A 17,983-nucleotide genomic window follows, 5' to 3' on the forward strand; every position below is an offset into this window, starting at 1 on the left:
TCTTGCTCCTGGTGTTGTCTATGGGTGAATCGCCGTAGAGGTTTCAGCGCCGCAGCCGTGCCAGCCAGTCACTGGCTTGCTGCGCCGGTGGGTAGCCGCAATCCGCCTCGATGCCGCGCAAGGCCCGCTCCAGGACCAGGGCGGCCTGTTCCGGGCGACCATCGCGCTGCAACAGGCGGGTCAGTTCGAGGCCGGTGCGCAGGCGCGCCGGTACGCTGCCGAGGGTCAGGGTGGTGGACAATGCGTTGCGCAAAGTGCTTTCGGCCTCATCCTGCTCGCCGGCAGCCAGCAAGGCACGGCCCTTGAGCAGCATCAGCTCGCACAGGTAGGCACGCTCCTGATGGTCCTGGGCAAGGTCCAGGGCGTTGTTTGCCAGCGCCAGTGCTTCACGTACCCGTCCGGCCAGCAGCAACACTTCTGCGCGCTTCCAGGCCTGGAACGCATGGAACAGCTGACCGCCGTTGCGCAGGACATGATGCTGATAGCCATCGGCGATGGCGCGCTCGCCTTCATCGTAGAAGCCTTCCAAGCCTTGGTGATAACCGCGCAGGATCTGCCCGACGCCCTGATAGAACGAGAACTCGTGACGCGCCGACAACTGCTCCAGCTCCCGCGCCAGGGTGCCCAGGGCTGGCTGCAAGCCCAGCACCGCCGCCAACCAGGCCGCGCCCTGCAAGGCCACGGCGCGGTTGAAGGCGTTGGCATCGGTCTGCCCGGCACGGGCCGTGAGTTGGGCCTGAGCATGGCGGGCTTGAGCGAAGCGGCCCAACTCGAAGGCCGACAGCCCCTCGAAGGTGATTGCCAGGCCAATCAGGTCCAGGCCCTGGGTCTGGGGCCAGTCCGGCTGGTATTCGCTGAGCAGCTCACCGCGGTTCAGGCAGGCCAGGCTTTCTTCGAAATCGCCCAGCCAGAACAACGTGTTGGCCATGGCCACATGGGCCTCGATGCGCAAGGCACCAAGGCCGGCCTGTTGCGCCCGCTGCAGCATGTCCTGGGCGGTAGCCCGTGCCTTGCCCAACTCCAGGCCCATCAACTGGGTGGTCCAGACACCGAACTGCACCGACGACAGCTCGTCTGAAGTGCCCTGTTCCGCCGCCAGGGCCAGGGCGCTACGGTAGCTGGCCTGGCTGGTAGCGCTGAGCCAGCCCTCGATGCTGCGAAAACTCACACCCAGCAAGCGGTGCAATTCGAACTGCAGGCGCCACAGGTCTTTGCAGTCGAAGACGTCACCTGCCACTTGCAAGCCTTTCTGCAATACCGGCAAGGCGCCACGGAAGTCGGCGTCTTCGATCAGCAGGCGGCCCTGGGCAAGGTAGCGCTCTACCGCCTGGCGCTTGTCTGCGCGCAATTTCTGGCGCCGCTCGATGACCTTGCGGTTGACCCCAAGCAACTGCGCGGCCGCGCTTTTATTACCCTTGCAACGCTGCAACGCATGTTCCACCAGCAGGTTCTCGGCGGCGGCCAGCTTGTCGTTGCCTTCCAGTTGCAGCAGCGCCTCGGCGAGGTTTGCCCATTTCTGCGGCGAGTGCTGCACAGGTTCGAGAAAGGCCTGCAGTGCGGCACAGTCGATCTCGGGGCTCTGGGCCAGGGCGCCGATACGATCGATGAGGTTACGCAGCTCGCGCACATTGCCAGGCCAGTCCCGTTGGCACAGCAGCGCCGTCGCCCTGGCGTCGAACGTCAGCGGGCGTGGCTGCAGGCTGCAGAAGTACTGGATCAGGCCGGGGATGTCTTCGCGCCGGGCGTCCAGGCTCGGCAGCTCAAGCTCGAACACGGCAAGGCGGTAGTAGAGGTCTTCGCGAAAGCGCTCCTCATGCACCAACGCCTTGAGGTCACGGTGGGTGGCGGCGATCACGCGCCCGGCGAAGTGGCGGTTTTCGCTACTGCCCAGCGGACGGTACTGGCGGGTTTCAAGCACACGCAACAACTTCGGTTGCAGGACCAGTGGCAGCTCGCCCACTTCATCGAGAAACAGCGTGCCCGCACCGGCCATCTGCAAGTGCCCTGCCCGCTCGCCAACGGCCCCGGTGAATGCCCCTCGCGCATGACCGAACAGCTCCGCTTCGAGCAGATACTCGGGGATCGCCCCGCAATTGAGGTCGATGAACGGCTTGCCTGGCGCACTCAGGCGATGCAGTCGCTGGGCGATGACTTCCTTGCCAGCCCCGGTGGGGCCACAGATCAGCACCGGCCGGTCGCTTGCAGCTACCCGCTCCATCAGTGCATGTAAAGCCTGCATGGCCGGCGACGGCCCCATCACGCCGTTGGCTTCGGCGCCCTGCTCCCTGCTGGATGCCCCCATCGGAATCCTTCCTGAAGTGGTATTGGCAGGGATAGAGGTATAGCAGAAGCGCAATGGCAGGTAGCCATTAGGCTTGGGGATTTAGACGTGCGGTGCGGCCACTGCCGTGGCGTGGCGCCGCACCCACAAGGGCTTTACTGCCCGGCGCCAAACGCGTCCTGCAGCAGGATCGCCCGGGCCAACGCTTCATCGCTGGCGTTGAGGTCCGGGTTCTGCGCGCGAATGCTCTGCAGCATCGACTCCAGATACACCCCGCGGATTGCACCGCCACTGGCGATGAACGACGACGCGTCGTCACGTGCCGGGATGATCCGTTTGTCATCCTTGAACGTTGAATACAGCGAAGCGGAAATCCCCGCCGAGGTGGCAACATCACCCGCGTCGACACGGGCCAGGGCCGAGCCGAAGGGCAGACAGAGCACAAGCGAGGAAACGAACAGTAAACGGCGCATGATGGTGCCTCCGGATAACGTGTACCTACCTCAACTAGGATTGCCGCAAGTAGCCTTGAGTTCCCTGGCCTGGTGCCCCGGTAAAAAAATTCACCATGGGCCTCAGTGATAGGCGTCGCCGACTTTCACCTTGCCGCGGAACACGTGGTAGCTCCAGAAGGTGTAAACCAGGATCACCGGGATGATGAACAGCGCGCCGATCAGGGCAAACAGCTGGCTGGACGGCGGCGAAGCGGCCTGCCAGAGGCTGACGCCGGGTGGCACGATGTTCGGCCAGATGCTGATGGCCAGGCCCAGGTAACCAAGAAACACCAGGGCCACGACGCCAATGAACGGCAGGTGCGAGTGACGTTTGCGCAGGGTCTTCTGGATCACCACCACTGCGCCGACGGCCAGCACGGCAATCAGCAGCGAGCGCATCCAGTGGCTGCCGGCCAGCCAACGCTGGGCGATATCGGCGTGCAGCCACGCCGTCCAGGCGCAGATCAGCACAATCACCAACGCCAGCAGGTAAGTCAGCGGCCGGCTGTAATGGCGCATGCGCGACTCGAGCATGCCCTCGGTCTTGATCAGCAGCCAGGTGCTGCCGAGCAAGGCGTAGGTCAGCAGCAAGCCGACGCCGCACAGCAGCGGGAACGGCGCCAGCCAGTCCAGGGCGCCGCCAGCGAACTGGCGGTCGACCACCGGGATGCCGCCGATATAGGTGCCGATCGCCACCCCTTGAAAAAAGGTGGCAACGATCGAGCCGCCAATGAACGCCTTGTCCCACAGGTGACGCTTGTGCGCCTGGGCCTTGAAGCGGAACTCGAAGGCCACGCCGCGAAAGATCAGCCCGGCCAGCACCAGCACCAACGGCAGGTACAGCGCTTCGAGTATTACCGCATAGGCCAGCGGAAAGGCGCCGTACAACGCCGCGCCGCCGAGTATCAGCCAGGTTTCGTTGCCATCCCACACCGGGGCCACGGTGTTCATCATCACGTCACGCTCGCGGGAATCCTCAATGAGCGGAAAGAGGATGCCCAGGCCCAGGTCGAAGCCATCCATGATCACGTACATCATCAGCCCGAAGGCGATGATCACGCCCCAGATGATCGACAGGTCAATGCCTTGAATTGCCATGTTGAAACCCTCTCTCAATCAGCCGCAGACAGCGGTCTGCGCGCGGTGGCATCAACGGTGTGCAGCGCATCGGCGGCGTTCGGCCCCTTGCGCACCAGGCGCATCATGTAGCCGATGCCGACAGTGAACACCGAGAAGTAAATGACCACGAACAACGCCAGGGTCACGCTCATTTGCACGGCGCCGTGGTTGGAGGCCGCCTGGGTGGTGCGCAACAACCCGTACACCACCCAGGGCTGGCGGCCGATTTCAGTGGTGAACCAGCCGGCCAGCAAGGCGATCAGCCCGGACGGCCCCATCAGCAAGGCCAGCCACAAGAAGACCCGGTTGCGGTACAGCGCGCCGTTGCGGCGCAGCACCAGGGCAGCCACAGCGCACAGCAGCATCAACATGCCGAGCCCGGCCATGACCCGGAAGCTCCAGAAGATGATCGTCGAGTTGGGCCGGTCTTCCTTGGCAAAGCTCTTGAGCGCCGGGATCTGCTTGTCCAGGCTGTGAGTCAGGATCAGGCTGCCCAGGTACGGCACTTCGAGGCTGTAACGGGTGGTTTCGGCCTGCATGTCCGGCAGGCCGAACAGCACCAGCGGCGACGGCTCGCCGGGGGTGTTGTCCCAGTGGCCCTCAATGGCGGCGATTTTCGCCGGCTGGTGCTCCAGGGTGTTCAGGCCATGGGCATCACCGACCGCGATCTGCACGGGCGTGGCCACCAGGATCATCCACATGGCCATCGACAGCATCGTGCGGATTTGCGGCGTGTTGTTGCCCCGCAGCAAATGCCAGGCTGCCGAGGCACCGACGAAGAACGCGGTGGAGAGGAACGCCGCCAGCGCCATGTGCATCAGCCGGTAGGGGAACGACGGGTTGAAGACGATCTTGAACCAGTCCACCGGCGCCACGCGGCCGTCGACGATCTCGATGCCTTGCGGGGTCTGCATCCAGCTGTTGGACGAGAGAATCCAGAACATCGAGATCAGCGTGCCGATCGCCACCATGATCGTCGCAAAAAAGTGCAGGCGCCGCCCTACCCGGTCCCAGCCAAACAGCATCACGCCGAGAAAGCCCGCTTCGAGGAAGAACGCGGTGAGTACCTCGTAGGTGAGCAAGGGCCCGGTGATGCTCCCGGCAAAGTCGGAGAACCTCGCCCAGTTGGTGCCGAACTCATAGGCCATGACCAGGCCGGAGACTACGCCCATGCCGAAGTTGACCGCGAACAGCTTGGACCAGAAGTGATAGAGGTCCTTGTAGACCTGGTTACTGGTTTTCAGCCAGCAACCTTCGAGCACCGCCAGAAAGCTGGCTAGGCCGATGGTAATCGCCGGAAAGATGATGTGGAACGAGACCGTGAAGGCGAACTGAATCCGCGCCAGATCCAACGCATCCAGATTGAACATGACAGTATCCCGAGAAAGCGCCGGCCCACCTGCAACCGCCAGCGAATGGCGGCTGCAGGGTCCGGGTTTCAGTCAGTGAGTGGAAATCGAGTAAGGCGTCAGACGTGCGCTGAAGGAATCAGGTTGTCGGCGCTGGCTTTCTCGAGTTTGATCGCGATGAACTTCGAGGTCGGGGTGAAGGTGCGGTCGCCGTAGCTTTCCAGCGGTACCAGGGGGTTGGTCTCCGGATAGTAGGCCGCTGCCTGCCCTGGCGGGATGTCGTAGGCGACCAGGACAAAACCGCTGACCCGGCGCTCGCGGCCGTCTTCCCAGAGCGACACCAGGTCGACCTTGTCATTGGGCTTGAAGCCCAGGCGCTGGATGTCCTGCGCGTTGACGAAGACTACGTCACGCAGGCCGAACACCCCTCGGTAGCGGTCGTCGAGGCCGTACAGGGTGGTGTTGTACTGGTCGTGGGAGCGCAGGGTCTGCAGAATCAGGTCCGGCGTGTCGCCACGGGCCAGGACCTCTTCGTTGACCAGTTGCGCCGGCAATACGCTGGGGGTGAACTGCGCCTTGCCGCTTTGCGTGTGCCATTCGCGCAGCGCCGCGGTGTTGCCCAGGTGGAAGCCGCCGGGGTGCTGCAGGCGCGCGTTGAAGTCGGCAAAGCCGGGGATGACGTCGGCAATCAGGTCGCGGATGCGGCTGTAGTCGGCAACGGTCCACTCCCAGTCGATCGGTCGGTCACCGAGGGTCGCCTTGGCGATACCGGCGACGATCGACGGCTCCGAGCGCAGCAGCGGCGAACAGGGTTTGAGCTGGCCGTGGGAGATATGCACCATGCTGAAGGTGTCTTCGACGGTGATGCCTTGCGGCCCTTCGGCCTGCACGTCGATTTCGGTACGGCCCAGGCACGGCAGGATCAGTGCATCGCGGCCAGTCACCAGGTGCGAGCGGTTGAGCTTGGTGGCGATGTGCGCGGTCAGTTCGCAGTTGCGCAGGGCGGCGTGGGTGCGCGGGGTATCCGGGGTGGCCTGGGCGAAGTTGCCGCCCAGGGCGATGAACACCTTGGCACGCTGTTCTTCCATGGCCTGGATCGCCAGTACCGCATTGTGCCCGTGCAGGCGCGGGGCCTTGAAGGCGAAACGCGCTTCCAGGGCATCGAGCAGGCGTGCCGGTGGCTGCTCGTCGATGCCCATGGTGCGGTCACCTTGCACGTTGCTGTGGCCGCGCACCGGCGACAGCCCGGCGCCAGGCTTGCCGACGTTGCCGCGCAGCAACTGCAGGTTGATGATCTCCTGCACGGTCGGCACCGAATGACGGTGCTGGGTCACGCCCATGGCCCAGCACATGATCACCCGCTCGGCGCGGCGGTACATGCGTGCGGCCAGCTCCAGCTCGGCCAGGTTCAGGCCCGACTGCTCGACGATGTGCGCCCAACGGGTGGCATCGACTTCGGCCAGGTAGGCGTCGAGCCCCGAGGTGTGCTCGGCGATGAAGGCATGGTCGAACACCGCGGGCTCGCCCTTGGCCTGGGCTTCGCGTTCCCATTGCAGCAGATACTTGGCGATGCCGCGCATTACCGCCATATCGCCGCCCAGGGCCGGGCGGAAGTACGCGGTGTTGGTCGGTTCCGAGCCGTTGCTGAGCATCTCGAACGGGTGCTGCGGGTGCTGGAAGCGCTCCAGGCCACGCTCCTTGAGTGGGTTCAGGCAGATCACCTGGGCACCGCGTTTTACCGCTTCACGCAGTGGTTCGAGCATGCGCGGGTGGTTGGTGCCAGGGTTCTGGCCGATAACGAAGATCGCGTCGGCGTGCTCCAGGTCGTCAAATACCACGGTGCCCTTGCCGACCCCGAGGGTTTCCGTCATGCCGACACCGCTGGCCTCGTGGCACATGTTCGAGCAGTCCGGGAAGTTGTTGGTGCCATAGGCGCGGACGAACAACTGGTAGAGAAACGCCGCTTCGTTGCTGGCCCGGCCCGAGGTGTAGAACTCGGCCTGATCGGGGGATTCGAGCCCGTTCAGATGCTTGGCGATCAGGGCAAAAGCGTCTTCCCAGCTGGTTTCGACGTAGTGATCGGTGGCGGCGTCGTAGCGCATCGGGTGGGTCAGGCGGCCCTGGTACTCAAGCCAGTAGTCGCTTTGCCGGGCCAGCTCAGTGACGCTGTAGCGGGCAAAGAAATCCGGATCGACCAGGCGCCCGGTGGACTCCCAGTTGACCGCCTTGGCGCCGTTCTCGCAGAACTTGACCATGCCGCTTTCCGGCGACTCGCCCCAGGCACAGCCGGGGCAGTCGAAACCGCCGTTCTGGTTGGTCTTGAGCATCACCCGCAGGTTCTTGAAGGCGTTTTCACTGCCCAGCCAACTCTTGGTCACGCTTTTCAGCGCGCCCCAACCGGCGGCGGGGGCGTCATAGTTTTTTATATGTTCATCTTGGCTCATCAGGGCTTCCTCGCTTGGCACGCAGGGCATCTTTAACGTGTCGCCAACGCACAACGTGTTAATGACATCGTGGTTAATGACGAACTTCGTTTTCTCCCTTTTGAGCCTATTGAGCGTGGACTTTTGCGTCTAATCAAAAGAACTGACGGACTGATCAAAACCCTCTATCAGCGCGCCGAAAGCCCCTGGATACGGGGCTCTCAAGCCGCCGATAGATGAACCTTATCGTTTGGTCATTATTAGTGATTTGACCCACTTGCCCAGGCTATTTACCCTCGATAAACAGCAAAGAATTATTCCGCAAACAGCAACACTGCCGCGATATAAGAGGCCCTGCCCATCATGAGTGCAACCGGCAAACAACTGGTCGACGGCTACAGTCGTAAAATCGATTACCTGCGCATGTCGGTGACCGATCGCTGCGATTTTCGCTGCGTCTATTGCATGGCCGAAGACATGCAGTTCCTGCCGCGCCAGCGCATCCTCACCCTTGAGGAGCTGTACCAGGTCGCCGAACGCTTCGTCGCCATGGGCACGCGCAAGATCCGCCTGACCGGTGGCGAGCCGTTGGTGCGCGCCGGCATCGTCGGCCTGTGCGCACGCATTGCCGCCCTGCCCGGCCTGCGCGAGTTGTGCATGACCAGCAACGGCTCGCAGCTCACGCGCCTGGCCCAGCCGCTGTTCGATGCCGGCCTGTCGCGCCTGAACATCAGCCTCGACAGCCTCGATGCCCAGCGCTTCAAGGCCTTGACCCGCACCGGCGACCTGGCCCAGGTGATCGCCGGCATCGATGCCGCCCATGCCGCAGGCTTTCGCCGGACCAAGCTCAACTGCGTGGTGCTCAAGGGCCGTAACGATGATGAAGTGGTCGACCTGGTGCGCTTTGCCATCGACCGCCAACTGGACATTTCCTTTATCGAAGAAATGCCCCTGGGCGTGATCAACGAACACCAGCGCAGCGAGTCCTATTGCTCCAGCGACGAAGTGCGTGCGCGTATCGCCGAGCACTTCACCTTGCTCGAGTCGGCCGAATCGACCCAGGGCCCATCGCGTTACTGGCGCCTGGCCGAAGCCCCGGAGATCCGCATCGGCTTCATCTCGCCCCACAGCCACAATTTCTGCGGCACCTGCAACCGCGTACGCCTGACCGTCGAAGGGCGGCTGTTGCTGTGCCTGGGCAATGAACACTCCGCGGACCTCAAGCAGGTCCTGCGTGCCCACCCGGGCGATACCGAACGCCTGGACAAGGCCATCCGCCAGGCCATGACCCTCAAGCCTTACAGCCACACCTTCGATATCAACGGTGAGGTGCAGATCCTGCGCTTCATGAACATGACTGGCGGCTAGACTCCGATGATCGTCCATCCCAAACCCAACCTGCTCAACGTCCTGGTGTCCCTCAAAGGCTCGATTGCCAAGCGTATTGCCCGGCGCAGCGTGATGGTCACCGCCCTGGCGTCACTGATCGTGCTGGTGGAGAACCTGCACCCGGCGTTCTTCGCCAAGGTCAACGCCACCCCCTTTACCTTGCTGGGTATTTCCCTGTCGATCTTCATGAGCTTTCGCAACAACGCCTGCTACGACCGCTGGTGGGAGGGGCGCAAGGCCTGGGGCGAGATGATCATCGAGGTGCGCTCGTTCATTCGCGAAAGCGTGGTGATTGCCGACCGCCAGACCCGCGATGGATTGCTGCTGGCGCTGTGTGGTTATGCCCATGCGCTCAATGCCAGGTTGCGTGGCGAAGATGAGCTGCACGCCGCGCGGCCCTGGGTTGCAGACGCGGGGAACCTGCCGCTGCACAACATCAGCGACGGTATCCTCCAGGGCATCGGCAGGACCTGCTCGCAACTGGCCGAGCAACAGCAGATCAGCGAGTGGCGCTACGTCAACCTCGAGCAGCGCCTGCGCGGCTTGTCACAAGCGCAGGCGGTGTGCGAGCGGATCAAGACCACGCCGCTGCCCTTCCCCTACACCTTGCTGCTGCACCGCACCATCTACATCTTTTGCATCCTGTTGCCATTCGCCATGGCCGAACCACTGGGTTGGCTGGCACCGATCTTCACCTTGATCGTCAGCTACACCTTCTTTGGCCTGGATGCGATCAGCGACGAGCTGGAAGACCCGTTCGGCCGTGACGAGAACGACCTGCCCACCGATGCCATGGTGCGTACGCTGGAGCGCGAGCTGCTGGGTGCAACCGGGCGCAAGGACCTGCCGCCGCCGCTGTTGCCGGTGGATTTTGTCTTGAGCTGAAGCGCCTCATCGCGGGGCAAGCCCGCTCCTACAGAATCAGTGCAAGACCTGTAGGAGCGGGCTTGCCCCGCGATCAGTTCACTGACGCGATTCGCACAGCGTGCCAGGCTTGAGGTGGGCGACGAAGTTGCAAGGGCGATGGCGGGCGTCCAGCTGTTCGGCGAGGATGCCTTCCCAGGCGGTGCGGCATGCGCCGGTGGAGCCCGGCAGGCAGCACACCAGGGTGCCGTTGGCAAGGCCGGCCAGGGCGCGGGTCTGTACGGTGGAGGTGCCGATGTCCAGGATCGACAAGGCGCGGAACAGCTCGCCAAAACCGTCGATGTGCTTGTCGAACAAACAGGCCACCGCCTCCGGGGTACTGTCGCGCCCGGTAAAACCGGTACCACCGGTAATCAGCACCACCTGCACGTCATCCTCGGCAATCCAGCCCGCCACCTGGGCGCGAATCTTGTACAGGTCATCCTTGAGCAACTCCCGCGCAACCAGGCGATGGCCCATCTCCACCGCGCGGCTGGCGAGCAGCTCGCCGGAGGTGTCGGTGTCGAAGCTGCGGGTGTCACTGACGGTCAGTACGGCGATATTCAACGGCACGAACGCCGCATCCAGTTTGATACTCATGCAAAGCCCCTTGGCAGCAGACAGGAAGTTGCGAGCAACGCTAGAGGCAAACACCAACAGCGTCCAATCGATAGATCCGACCGGCTTATCGAGTTGATCTATCGTCTATGCACAGCGCCGCTGATCAAGCGCCTCTATCACCCGGTCACTAATGCTCATTGGACGGCCCAGACCCTTTTGCTTTACCGTTTTGCCACCCGCCCCCACTGACTTGCCAGGCTGTGCCATGGATATCAAACAACTGAAGTTTCTCCTCGCCCTGGACCATACCCGCCACTTCGGCCAGGCCGCAGCACTGTGCCACATCACCCAGCCGACACTGTCGATGCGCTTGCGCAACCTGGAGGACGAACTGAACCTTGTACTGGTGACCCGAGGCCAGCGCTTTGAAGGCTTTACCGAGGCTGGCGAGCGCATCCTGGCCTGGGCCCGTACCCTGCTGGCCGCTTATGACGGCCTGCAGGCCGAAGCGGCCAGCTGCCGTGGGCAGATCGTCGGCAGCCTGCGCCTGGGCATGGTGCCGCTGTCGAGCTTCAACCCCATGCAGTTTCTCCAGCCCCTGGCCCAGCGCTATCCGGAGCTGCAGTTTCAGCTGTCGTCCTTGAGCTCGGAGCAGATCACCGATGGCCTGAGCCGCAACCAGCTGGACCTGGGCATCTGCTACCTGGACCAGATCAACAGTACCTACTTCGAGGTGATCGAGCTGGGCACCACGCGCATGGGTCTGCTGTATGACGTGCGCCATTTTCAGTTCGAGCAGGCTGAACTGCCCTGGGAAGCGGTCAGCGAAGTGCCCCTGGGGCTGTTGAGCAAGGGTATGCACTATCGCCAGTCGGTCGACCTGAGCTTTCGCAGCCGCGGCCTGCAGCCCCATGCGGTGCTGGAAAGCGACTCCAGTTATCAGCTGATCCAGGCGGCCTGCGCCGGCATGTGCTGCGCGATCATGCCGCTGGATTACGGCCTGGAAGGCTTGAGCGAGCACCTGCGCATCGTGCCGATCAGTGCTGCCAGTGTGCACGCACCGATCGGCTTGCTGCTGCGCCGAACCGAACCGCGTTCGGCGATTGCCGAGAAGTGCTTTGCCGAGGTTCAATCACTGCTCAGCAGCGAATTGAAACCGGCGTAATCTTCGGCTGCCTGCCTACCGGTCAAAACCAGCAGACTAGCCGACCAGCGGCGCTTATGGCGTGACCTGATAACCCTTGCCCTGCAGGCAACTGGTGTAGGCCGAGGCACTGCTCGATGCAGTGCTGCGCCGGTCCTGACGACGTTCCTGACGCTGGCGCGCGCCACCCACCACAGCCCCGGCAGCAGCGGTCTCCTGCGCGCGGTTCTGCCGGTAGTCCTGCTTGACGTCATCGTCGACCCGGTCGTAGAGCTCGTCATGCTGACGGCCCCGCACCTCGGCGCCCGCCGCGCCGGCCGCGGCACCGACGGCAGCGCCGCGCACCCGGCCACCGACATGCGCCTCGGTGGTGGCCGAACTGGCCGCAATGTTATGGCAATCGTTGATATCGATCTGTACCTGCTCGGCGCTCTGGCCCTTGATCGGCACCACGGTCTCGGCCCAGCCCTGGGCGCACACAGCCGACAAAGCCAGGCACAGGCCAACGGATGGCAACCTGTTCATGATGGACTCCGGGGTAGCGGGCAGTAGAAACAGTGTAGCCGCCTTGCGGGAGCGGCGGCGCGGCGCGAGGAGTGGCCCGGCACCCAGGAGTACATTTGTACTCCGGCGCATCAACCGTCTACCCCGCGACGACAGGCAGCGCCTGCTCTTCGGGGATTTTGACGAAAACACTGTACTTGCCGCCCTCCATCTCTTCGAAGGCAATCAGCTTTTCCACCAGCGCCTCGCTCAGCACTTTGCCGGCATTGAGCAGGAGCATGCCGTTATCCGCATTGAGATTGCGCGCCAGGACCATGCCGCCGGCCAGCTCTCGGGTGGTCATGACCTTGACCGACGGGTCGGCCAGGGTCACGTCACTGAGGAACTCGGCGCAGACCTTGACGAAATCCTCCACCAGCCCCGGGTCGTAGAGCTTGCCGGCGTATTTGCGGATGTACACCAGCGCTTCGTCGCTGTTCATGTGCCGCTCGAGGATCAAGCCGCGTTGCAGCTCGATGAAATCCACCGCCAGTTTCAACCAGCGCGCCCCCACTGGAATCGCTTCGCCCCTGAGGCGTGCGGGGAAGCCACTGCCATCCCAGCGCTCCTGATGGTGGAGGATGATTCGCGCCGCTTCCTTCATCGGTTCCAGGGTCATCACCAGCGATTCGCTGTGTTTCGGGTAGGCCCGGTACAGGTCACGCTCGGCGTGCGGCAGCAGGTCTGCCGGGCAGGTCAGCATGCTGTCGTTCCAGCTCATCTTGCCAATGTTGTACAACGCCGCCGCCATGCTCAGGTCGCGGCTGCGACTTTCGTCCAGGCCGTGGCGGCGGCAGTACACGCGGATCAGTTCGATGACCTGGCGGTTGGTCTGCTTGGCCTTGGGCAGGCGCAGGTTGGCCAGCAGCGAAAACACTTCAGTGCCGGTGACATAGCTGCGCTTGAGCTCTTCGTAGGCCAGGTCGAGCATGTCGGCGGTTTGCTGCAGCTCTGCAGTCCGCGCCGCGACGCGCTGTTCGAGGCTGGCGTTGAGCGCCTTGAGTTGCTGGTTTTGCGCCTGGGTCAGCTGCTCCAGGCGCCGCCGTTCGCTTTCCGAGTGCTGGTAGGCCAGGGCCTGGCGCAGGGTCACCAGGAGTTCTTCATCGTTCCAGGGTTTGCTGATGTAGCGGTGGATCTGACCGTCGTTGATCGCCTTGGCGATGGTATCCATGTCGGCATAACCGGTCAGCAGGATCCGCAAGGTCGCGGGAAAGCGCTGGTGGATGTGCGCCAGCAAGGTGGCGCCGTCCATGTTGGGCATGCGTGCATCGCTGATCACCAGGCTGACCGGGCGCTGTTCAAGCACTTCAAGGGCCTGGGCGCCGCTTTCGGCCAGCAACAGCTCGTAAGGCTGACTGCGCAGCAGGCGGCGCAAGCTGTTGAGAATCGAGGCTTCGTCGTCGACCAGCAGCACGCTGGGTCTATCCGCTAGGGGTTCTTCCATGATGCCGTCCTTGTACCGTGGGCAAGCGCAACAACGCCTCAGCACAGGCTAGATGACATTTGCCGAAACGGTCGACCTTTGTGTCCGGGCTCGCGCGCCGGCATTTGCCTGACTATGCTGGCCCTGAAGGCATTCATAAGCATTGCTACCAGGGAGGGTTGCCCGATGCACGTCTACTTGCCGGTTACGCGCGCCGTCGGAGCGTTGCGATGAGCCAGCCATTGACCGACATCAATCGCAGGATCCTGATCGTCGACGATACGCCGTCAATTCATGAGGACTTTCGCAAGATCCTCGGCGGCGGCTCCAGCGCCTTCGATGCACTGGGGGAAACCGAATACGCCCTGTTCGGCGCCACGCCGACGGCGCCGGCCCAGCCCTTCGTCCTCGACTCCGCCTTCCAGGGTGAGCAGGCGCTGGCCAAGGTCGAGGCGGCCCTGGACGCCCAGGCGCCTTATGCCATGGCTTTCATCGATATGCGCATGCCGCCTGGCTGGGACGGGCTGCAGACCATCGCACGGCTCTGGCAAGTCGATCCCAAATTGCAAGTCGCACTCTGCACCGCCTATTCCGACTATTCCTGGGAAGACATCGCCGGCCAGCTTGATCTGGGCGACCGCCTGCTGATCCTGAAAAAGCCTTTCGATGCCATCGAGATCCGGCAGATGGCCAGCACCCTCACGGTCAAATGGCAGATGACCGAACAGGCTGAACTCAAGACCGAACGCTTGGAGCAGGCGGTCGAAGCGCGCACCCGGGAGCTGGCCGATGCCAACATCATCGTGCAGAACAGCCCGACCATTCTTTACCGGCTCAGGGGCGAGCCGCCATTCGCCCTGATGTACATCTCGCACAACATCACCAAGTTCGGTCACTCGGCAACCCAGCTGGTCGGCAGTGCGGATTGGGCCAGCACCCTGGTGCATGCCGATGACCTGGGCAAGCTCGACGAGGCCATGGTGCGGGTACTGGACCGTGATGCCGCCGCAGCCTCCATCGAGTTTCGCCTGCGCACCGCCGATGGCGGCCTGCGCTGGGTCGAGAACCGCTACATTCCGGTGCGCAACGCCCAGGGCCAACTGGTGGAAATCGAGGGCATCATCCTCGACATCACCGAGCGCCGCCTGGCCGAAGAGAACCTCGCCCTGATGGCCCGCACTGACGGCCTCACCGGCCTTGCCAACCGGGCCACACTGATTGAGCGCCTGCACCAGGCGTTTGCCGCCGCCAGACGAGGGGCAGCGCCATTTGCGATGTTCTACCTGGACCTGGATCACTTCAAACGGATCAACGACACCCTGGGCCATCCGATCGGTGACCTGTTACTGCAGGAAGCGGCACGACGCATCAGCGCCTGCACCCGCGAGAACGATGTGGTTGCCCGCCTCGGTGGCGACGAGTTCGCCATTGTGCAACTGGACGTGGACGAGCCGACCCACTGCGCCGCCCTGGCCGGCAAGGTCCGCGATGCCCTCGCCCAGCCCTACCAGCTGGACAACAATGCCGTGCGCCTGTCGACCAGCATCGGCATCAGCCTGTACAGCCACCAGTGCCTGAGCGCCGATAGTTTACTGGCACAAGCGGACATGGCCTTGTACCGGGCCAAGGAAAAAGGCCGCAACCAGTTCCAGTTCCATAGCGAAGAGATCACCCGCGAAGTCACCGAGCGGGTCACCCTGGCCAACGACCTGAAACAGGCGCTGGAGCGCGATGAACTGCAGTTGCAGTTCCTGCCGGAGGTCGACCTGAGTAATGGCAAGGTGCTCGGTATGGCCGCCCGGGTGCGCTGGCTGCACCCCGAGCGCGGCTGGCTGGCCCCCGAGGTGTTCATGCCGGCGGCCGAAAAAACCGGCGTCAGCATTGCCCTTGGCCATTGGCTGCTGGACCAGGCGTGTCGGCAGATGCGCCAGTGGCATGACCTGGGTATCGCGCCACCGTTGATTGCCTTGAAGGTCTCGTTGACCCAGCTCAAGTCTGGCGCCGACCTGATCTACGACGTATTGCGCACCACCGCTCGCTGGAGCCTCTGCCCCTGGGAGTTGCGCTTTGACGTCACCGAGGCGACCTTGGCGCAAACCAAATGGACCCACAACGATATTCTCCCCCGGCTTTGCGAACTGGGGGTGACGATCGCCATCGACAATTTTGGCAGCGAGTATTCCTCGTTCGACTACCTCAAGACCTACCGGGTCAACCATCTCAAGCTGGCGCCGCAATTGCTCGACAGTGCCAGCAACGACCCTGATTGCGCGCAGACGTTACGCGCCATCATCAACTTTGCCCGTGACGTCGGCATCGGCATCATCACCGACCGGCAAGCCTTGCCGCAGGTGCCTGATGGCCTCGGTAGCGAGCCTGCCCAACCGCTCGGCCATACCTTGAGCCAGTGCCTCGACAGCGCCCAGGCACTGGCGCTACTGAAACTCGACAGCGCGCAACTGATGCAGGTAAAGCGATGAACCCGCTCAGCCAACCGGCCAACCGGCGAATCCTGATCATTGACGATACCCCGGCAATCCATCAGGACTTTCGCAAGATCCTCAGCCCCGAACCGATGGGCGTTGATTCGCTGGAAGATACCACGGCGCTGCTGTTCGGCTCACCTGCCCGGCAACGCCTGAGCTTCGAACTCGATTCCGCTTACCAGGGCGAAGAAGCGCTGAAGCTGGTCACCCGCGCACGCGCGCAAGGCCGGCCCTACGCCATGGCATTCGCCGATATGCGCATGCCGCCCGGCTGGGATGGCTTGCAAACCGTCAAGGCCTTGTGGAAGGCCGACCCGCACCTGCAGATTGCGCTGTGCACCGCGTTCTCGGACTACTCCTGGGACGAGCTGGCCGAGCACATCGAGTTCGGCGACCAGTTGCTGATTCTGAAAAAGCCCTTCGACAGCCTGGAAATCCGCCAGATGGCCAATGCCCTGAGCTGGAAGTGGCAACTGGCCCAGGACGCCACGCGCAAGCTGCATGATCTGCAGCGCACCGTCGAGGAGCGGGTGCAGGAGCTGTTGCAGGTGTCCCGCCTGCTGCACTACGACGCGCTTACCGGTCTGCCCAACAGCACCCTGCTCGGCGACCGCCTGACCCAGCATCTGTTGCAGGCGCGTCGTCACGAGCGCAAGGCCGCGGTGATGTTCCTCGGCATGGACCGTTTCAAGCGAATCAACAACGCCCTTGGCCATCCGGTCGGCGATGAAGTACTCAAGCAGGTCGCTGCCCGGCTGACCAGCAGCGTACGCGAATCGGACTCGGTGTTCCGCTACGGCGCCGATGAATTCGTGGTCATTCTCAGCGACATCGTGCATCCGCAGCAGCCCCAGGGTGTTGCCGAAAAGCTCCTGGCCTCGATCAGCCTGCCCCATGCCCTGGCGGGCCATGACCTTACGGTGACCGCGAGCATGGGTATCAGCCTTTATCCCGATGACGGCAGCGACCCGGTGATGCTGATCAAGAAAGCCGAGACCGCGATGCGCAACGTCAAGGACAACGGCCCCAACGATTTCAACTTTTTCATCGACGACATGAACCTGCGCGCCCGCCGCCAGCAGTCACTGGAAAGCGGCCTGCGCCTGGCCCTCAAGCGCGATGAGTTTGTTCTGCATTATCAACCCAAGGTGGACTTGCGTCGCGGCACCATCGTCGGTGCCGAGGCGCTGATACGCTGGCAACGCCCTGGCCACGGCTGGGTGTACCCCGACGATTTCATTCCGGTGGCCGAAGACTGCGGCCTGATCATTGCCCTCAGCCAGTGGGTGCTACGCCGGGCCTGTGCCCAGGCACGCGCATGGCAAGCGCAAGCCATGGCGCCACTGAGTGTTTCCGTGAACGTCTCGGCCATCGACTTTCGCCAGCGCGGCTTTGTCGACAACCTCGCCGAGGTCCTCAACGACAGCGGCCTCGAGCCATCGCTGCTCGAGCTGGAAATCACCGAAAGCGTGTTGATGCACAACGTCGATGCCACGGTCGTCACCCTGCAGGCGATCAAGCAACTGGGCGTGCGCCTGGCCATCGATGACTTTGGTACCGGTTACTCCAGCCTCAGCTACCTGCAGAAATTTCCCGTCGATGTGTTGAAGATCGACAAGTCCTTTGTCCGCGAGATGGGCAGCGACAACAACGATGCGCGGCTGGTCAGCAGCATCATCAGCCTGGGCAAGAACCTGAACCTGAACGTTATCGCCGAAGGGATCGAAACCGCCGAGCAACTGCGCCTTCTTAAAGCCCAGGACTGCGAGCAAGGCCAGGGCTACCTCTTCAGCAAACCGCTCGACCCTGTAGCGTTTTCCCGCTTGCTGCTCGCCGCCGGACAGCGCATCGAACCCCACGACTGAGAG

13 protein-coding genes are annotated in these 17,983 nt (G+C 63.1%); 5 read left to right on the forward strand and 8 right to left on the reverse strand.

Translation table 11 applies throughout. The features are described from left to right. Positions 1-43 precede the first annotated feature (43 nt). From KHO53_RS24165 to KHO53_RS24185, 5 genes are all read right to left on the reverse strand, one after another. Positions 44-2,302: a sigma 54-interacting transcriptional regulator gene (locus tag KHO53_RS24165; protein WP_159388690.1), complete on the reverse strand. Its 2,259-nt coding sequence runs from the start codon at positions 2,300-2,302 to the stop codon at positions 44-46. A 134-nt stretch (positions 2,303-2,436) separates the two neighbouring features. Next, positions 2,437-2,754 carry a DUF2388 domain-containing protein gene (locus KHO53_RS24170; protein ID WP_010220126.1) on the reverse strand — a complete coding sequence of 106 codons (318 nt, stop codon included), beginning with the start codon at positions 2,752-2,754 and terminating at the stop codon, positions 2,437-2,439. Between the two features lie 102 nt (positions 2,755-2,856). After that, positions 2,857-3,873, reverse strand: a complete 1,017-nt coding sequence (cydB, locus tag KHO53_RS24175; RefSeq protein WP_036997167.1) for a cytochrome d ubiquinol oxidase subunit II — start codon at positions 3,871-3,873, stop codon at positions 2,857-2,859. Positions 3,874-3,887: 14 nt separating this feature from the next. Beyond that, entirely contained in the window at positions 3,888-5,264 is a 1,377-nt protein-coding gene (locus tag KHO53_RS24180; RefSeq protein ID WP_036997164.1) for a cytochrome ubiquinol oxidase subunit I, read from the reverse strand. A gap of 98 nt (positions 5,265-5,362) precedes the next feature. Next, the gene (locus tag KHO53_RS24185) at positions 5,363-7,687 is read right to left on the reverse strand and encodes an FdhF/YdeP family oxidoreductase (protein WP_213571072.1); all 2,325 of its coding nucleotides are present in this window, start codon (positions 7,685-7,687) and stop codon (positions 5,363-5,365) included. Between the two features lie 342 nt (positions 7,688-8,029). Here KHO53_RS24185 and moaA point away from each other — a divergent pair, with 342 nt between their 5' ends. Both moaA and KHO53_RS24195 read left to right on the forward strand, forming a co-directional pair. Continuing rightward, positions 8,030-9,034, forward strand: coding sequence for a GTP 3',8-cyclase MoaA (moaA, locus tag KHO53_RS24190; protein WP_010220131.1), 1,005 nt, complete (start codon positions 8,030-8,032; stop codon positions 9,032-9,034). Positions 9,035-9,040: 6 nt separating this feature from the next. After that, positions 9,041-9,940, forward strand: a complete 900-nt coding sequence (locus KHO53_RS24195; protein WP_213571074.1) for a bestrophin family protein — start codon at positions 9,041-9,043, stop codon at positions 9,938-9,940. Between the two features lie 78 nt (positions 9,941-10,018). Here the strand turns inward: KHO53_RS24195 and moaB are convergent, their stop codons facing one another. Beyond that, positions 10,019-10,558, reverse strand: coding sequence for a molybdenum cofactor biosynthesis protein B (gene moaB, locus KHO53_RS24200; RefSeq protein WP_213571076.1), 540 nt, complete (start codon positions 10,556-10,558; stop codon positions 10,019-10,021). Positions 10,559-10,784: 226 nt separating this feature from the next. On the opposite strand from moaB, the gene KHO53_RS24205 reads away from it, so the two are divergent. Then, positions 10,785-11,684 carry a LysR family transcriptional regulator gene (locus tag KHO53_RS24205; RefSeq protein WP_213571078.1) on the forward strand — a complete coding sequence of 300 codons (900 nt, stop codon included), beginning with the start codon at positions 10,785-10,787 and terminating at the stop codon, positions 11,682-11,684. A 54-nt stretch (positions 11,685-11,738) separates the two neighbouring features. On the opposite strand, the gene KHO53_RS24210 is transcribed toward KHO53_RS24205, so the two are convergent. Next, positions 11,739-12,188, reverse strand: coding sequence for a YMGG-like glycine zipper-containing protein (locus KHO53_RS24210; RefSeq protein ID WP_010220135.1), 450 nt, complete (start codon positions 12,186-12,188; stop codon positions 11,739-11,741). 118 nt (positions 12,189-12,306) lie between these two features. Continuing rightward, on the reverse strand, positions 12,307-13,650 hold the full coding sequence (gene nosR / locus KHO53_RS24215; protein ID WP_213571080.1) for a response regulator c-di-GMP phosphodiesterase, NosR family: 1,344 nt from the start codon (positions 13,648-13,650) through the stop codon (positions 12,307-12,309). 209 nt (positions 13,651-13,859) lie between these two features. On the opposite strand from nosR, the gene KHO53_RS24220 reads away from it, so the two are divergent. Together KHO53_RS24220 and KHO53_RS24225 are read left to right on the forward strand one after the other, a co-directional pair. Continuing rightward, on the forward strand, positions 13,860-16,109 hold the full coding sequence (locus KHO53_RS24220) for a GGDEF/EAL domain-containing response regulator (protein ID WP_010220138.1): 2,250 nt from the start codon (positions 13,860-13,862) through the stop codon (positions 16,107-16,109). Beyond that, entirely contained in the window at positions 16,106-17,980 is a 1,875-nt protein-coding gene (locus KHO53_RS24225) for a putative bifunctional diguanylate cyclase/phosphodiesterase (RefSeq protein WP_213571082.1), read from the forward strand. The genes KHO53_RS24220 and KHO53_RS24225 overlap by 4 nt, the downstream gene beginning before the upstream one ends. The last annotated feature ends 3 nt before the right edge of the window (positions 17,981-17,983 follow it).

It is taken from the genome of Pseudomonas sp. RC2C2, assembly GCF_018390435.1.
Taxonomy (GTDB): Bacteria; Pseudomonadota; Gammaproteobacteria; order Pseudomonadales; family Pseudomonadaceae; genus Aquipseudomonas; species Aquipseudomonas donghuensis.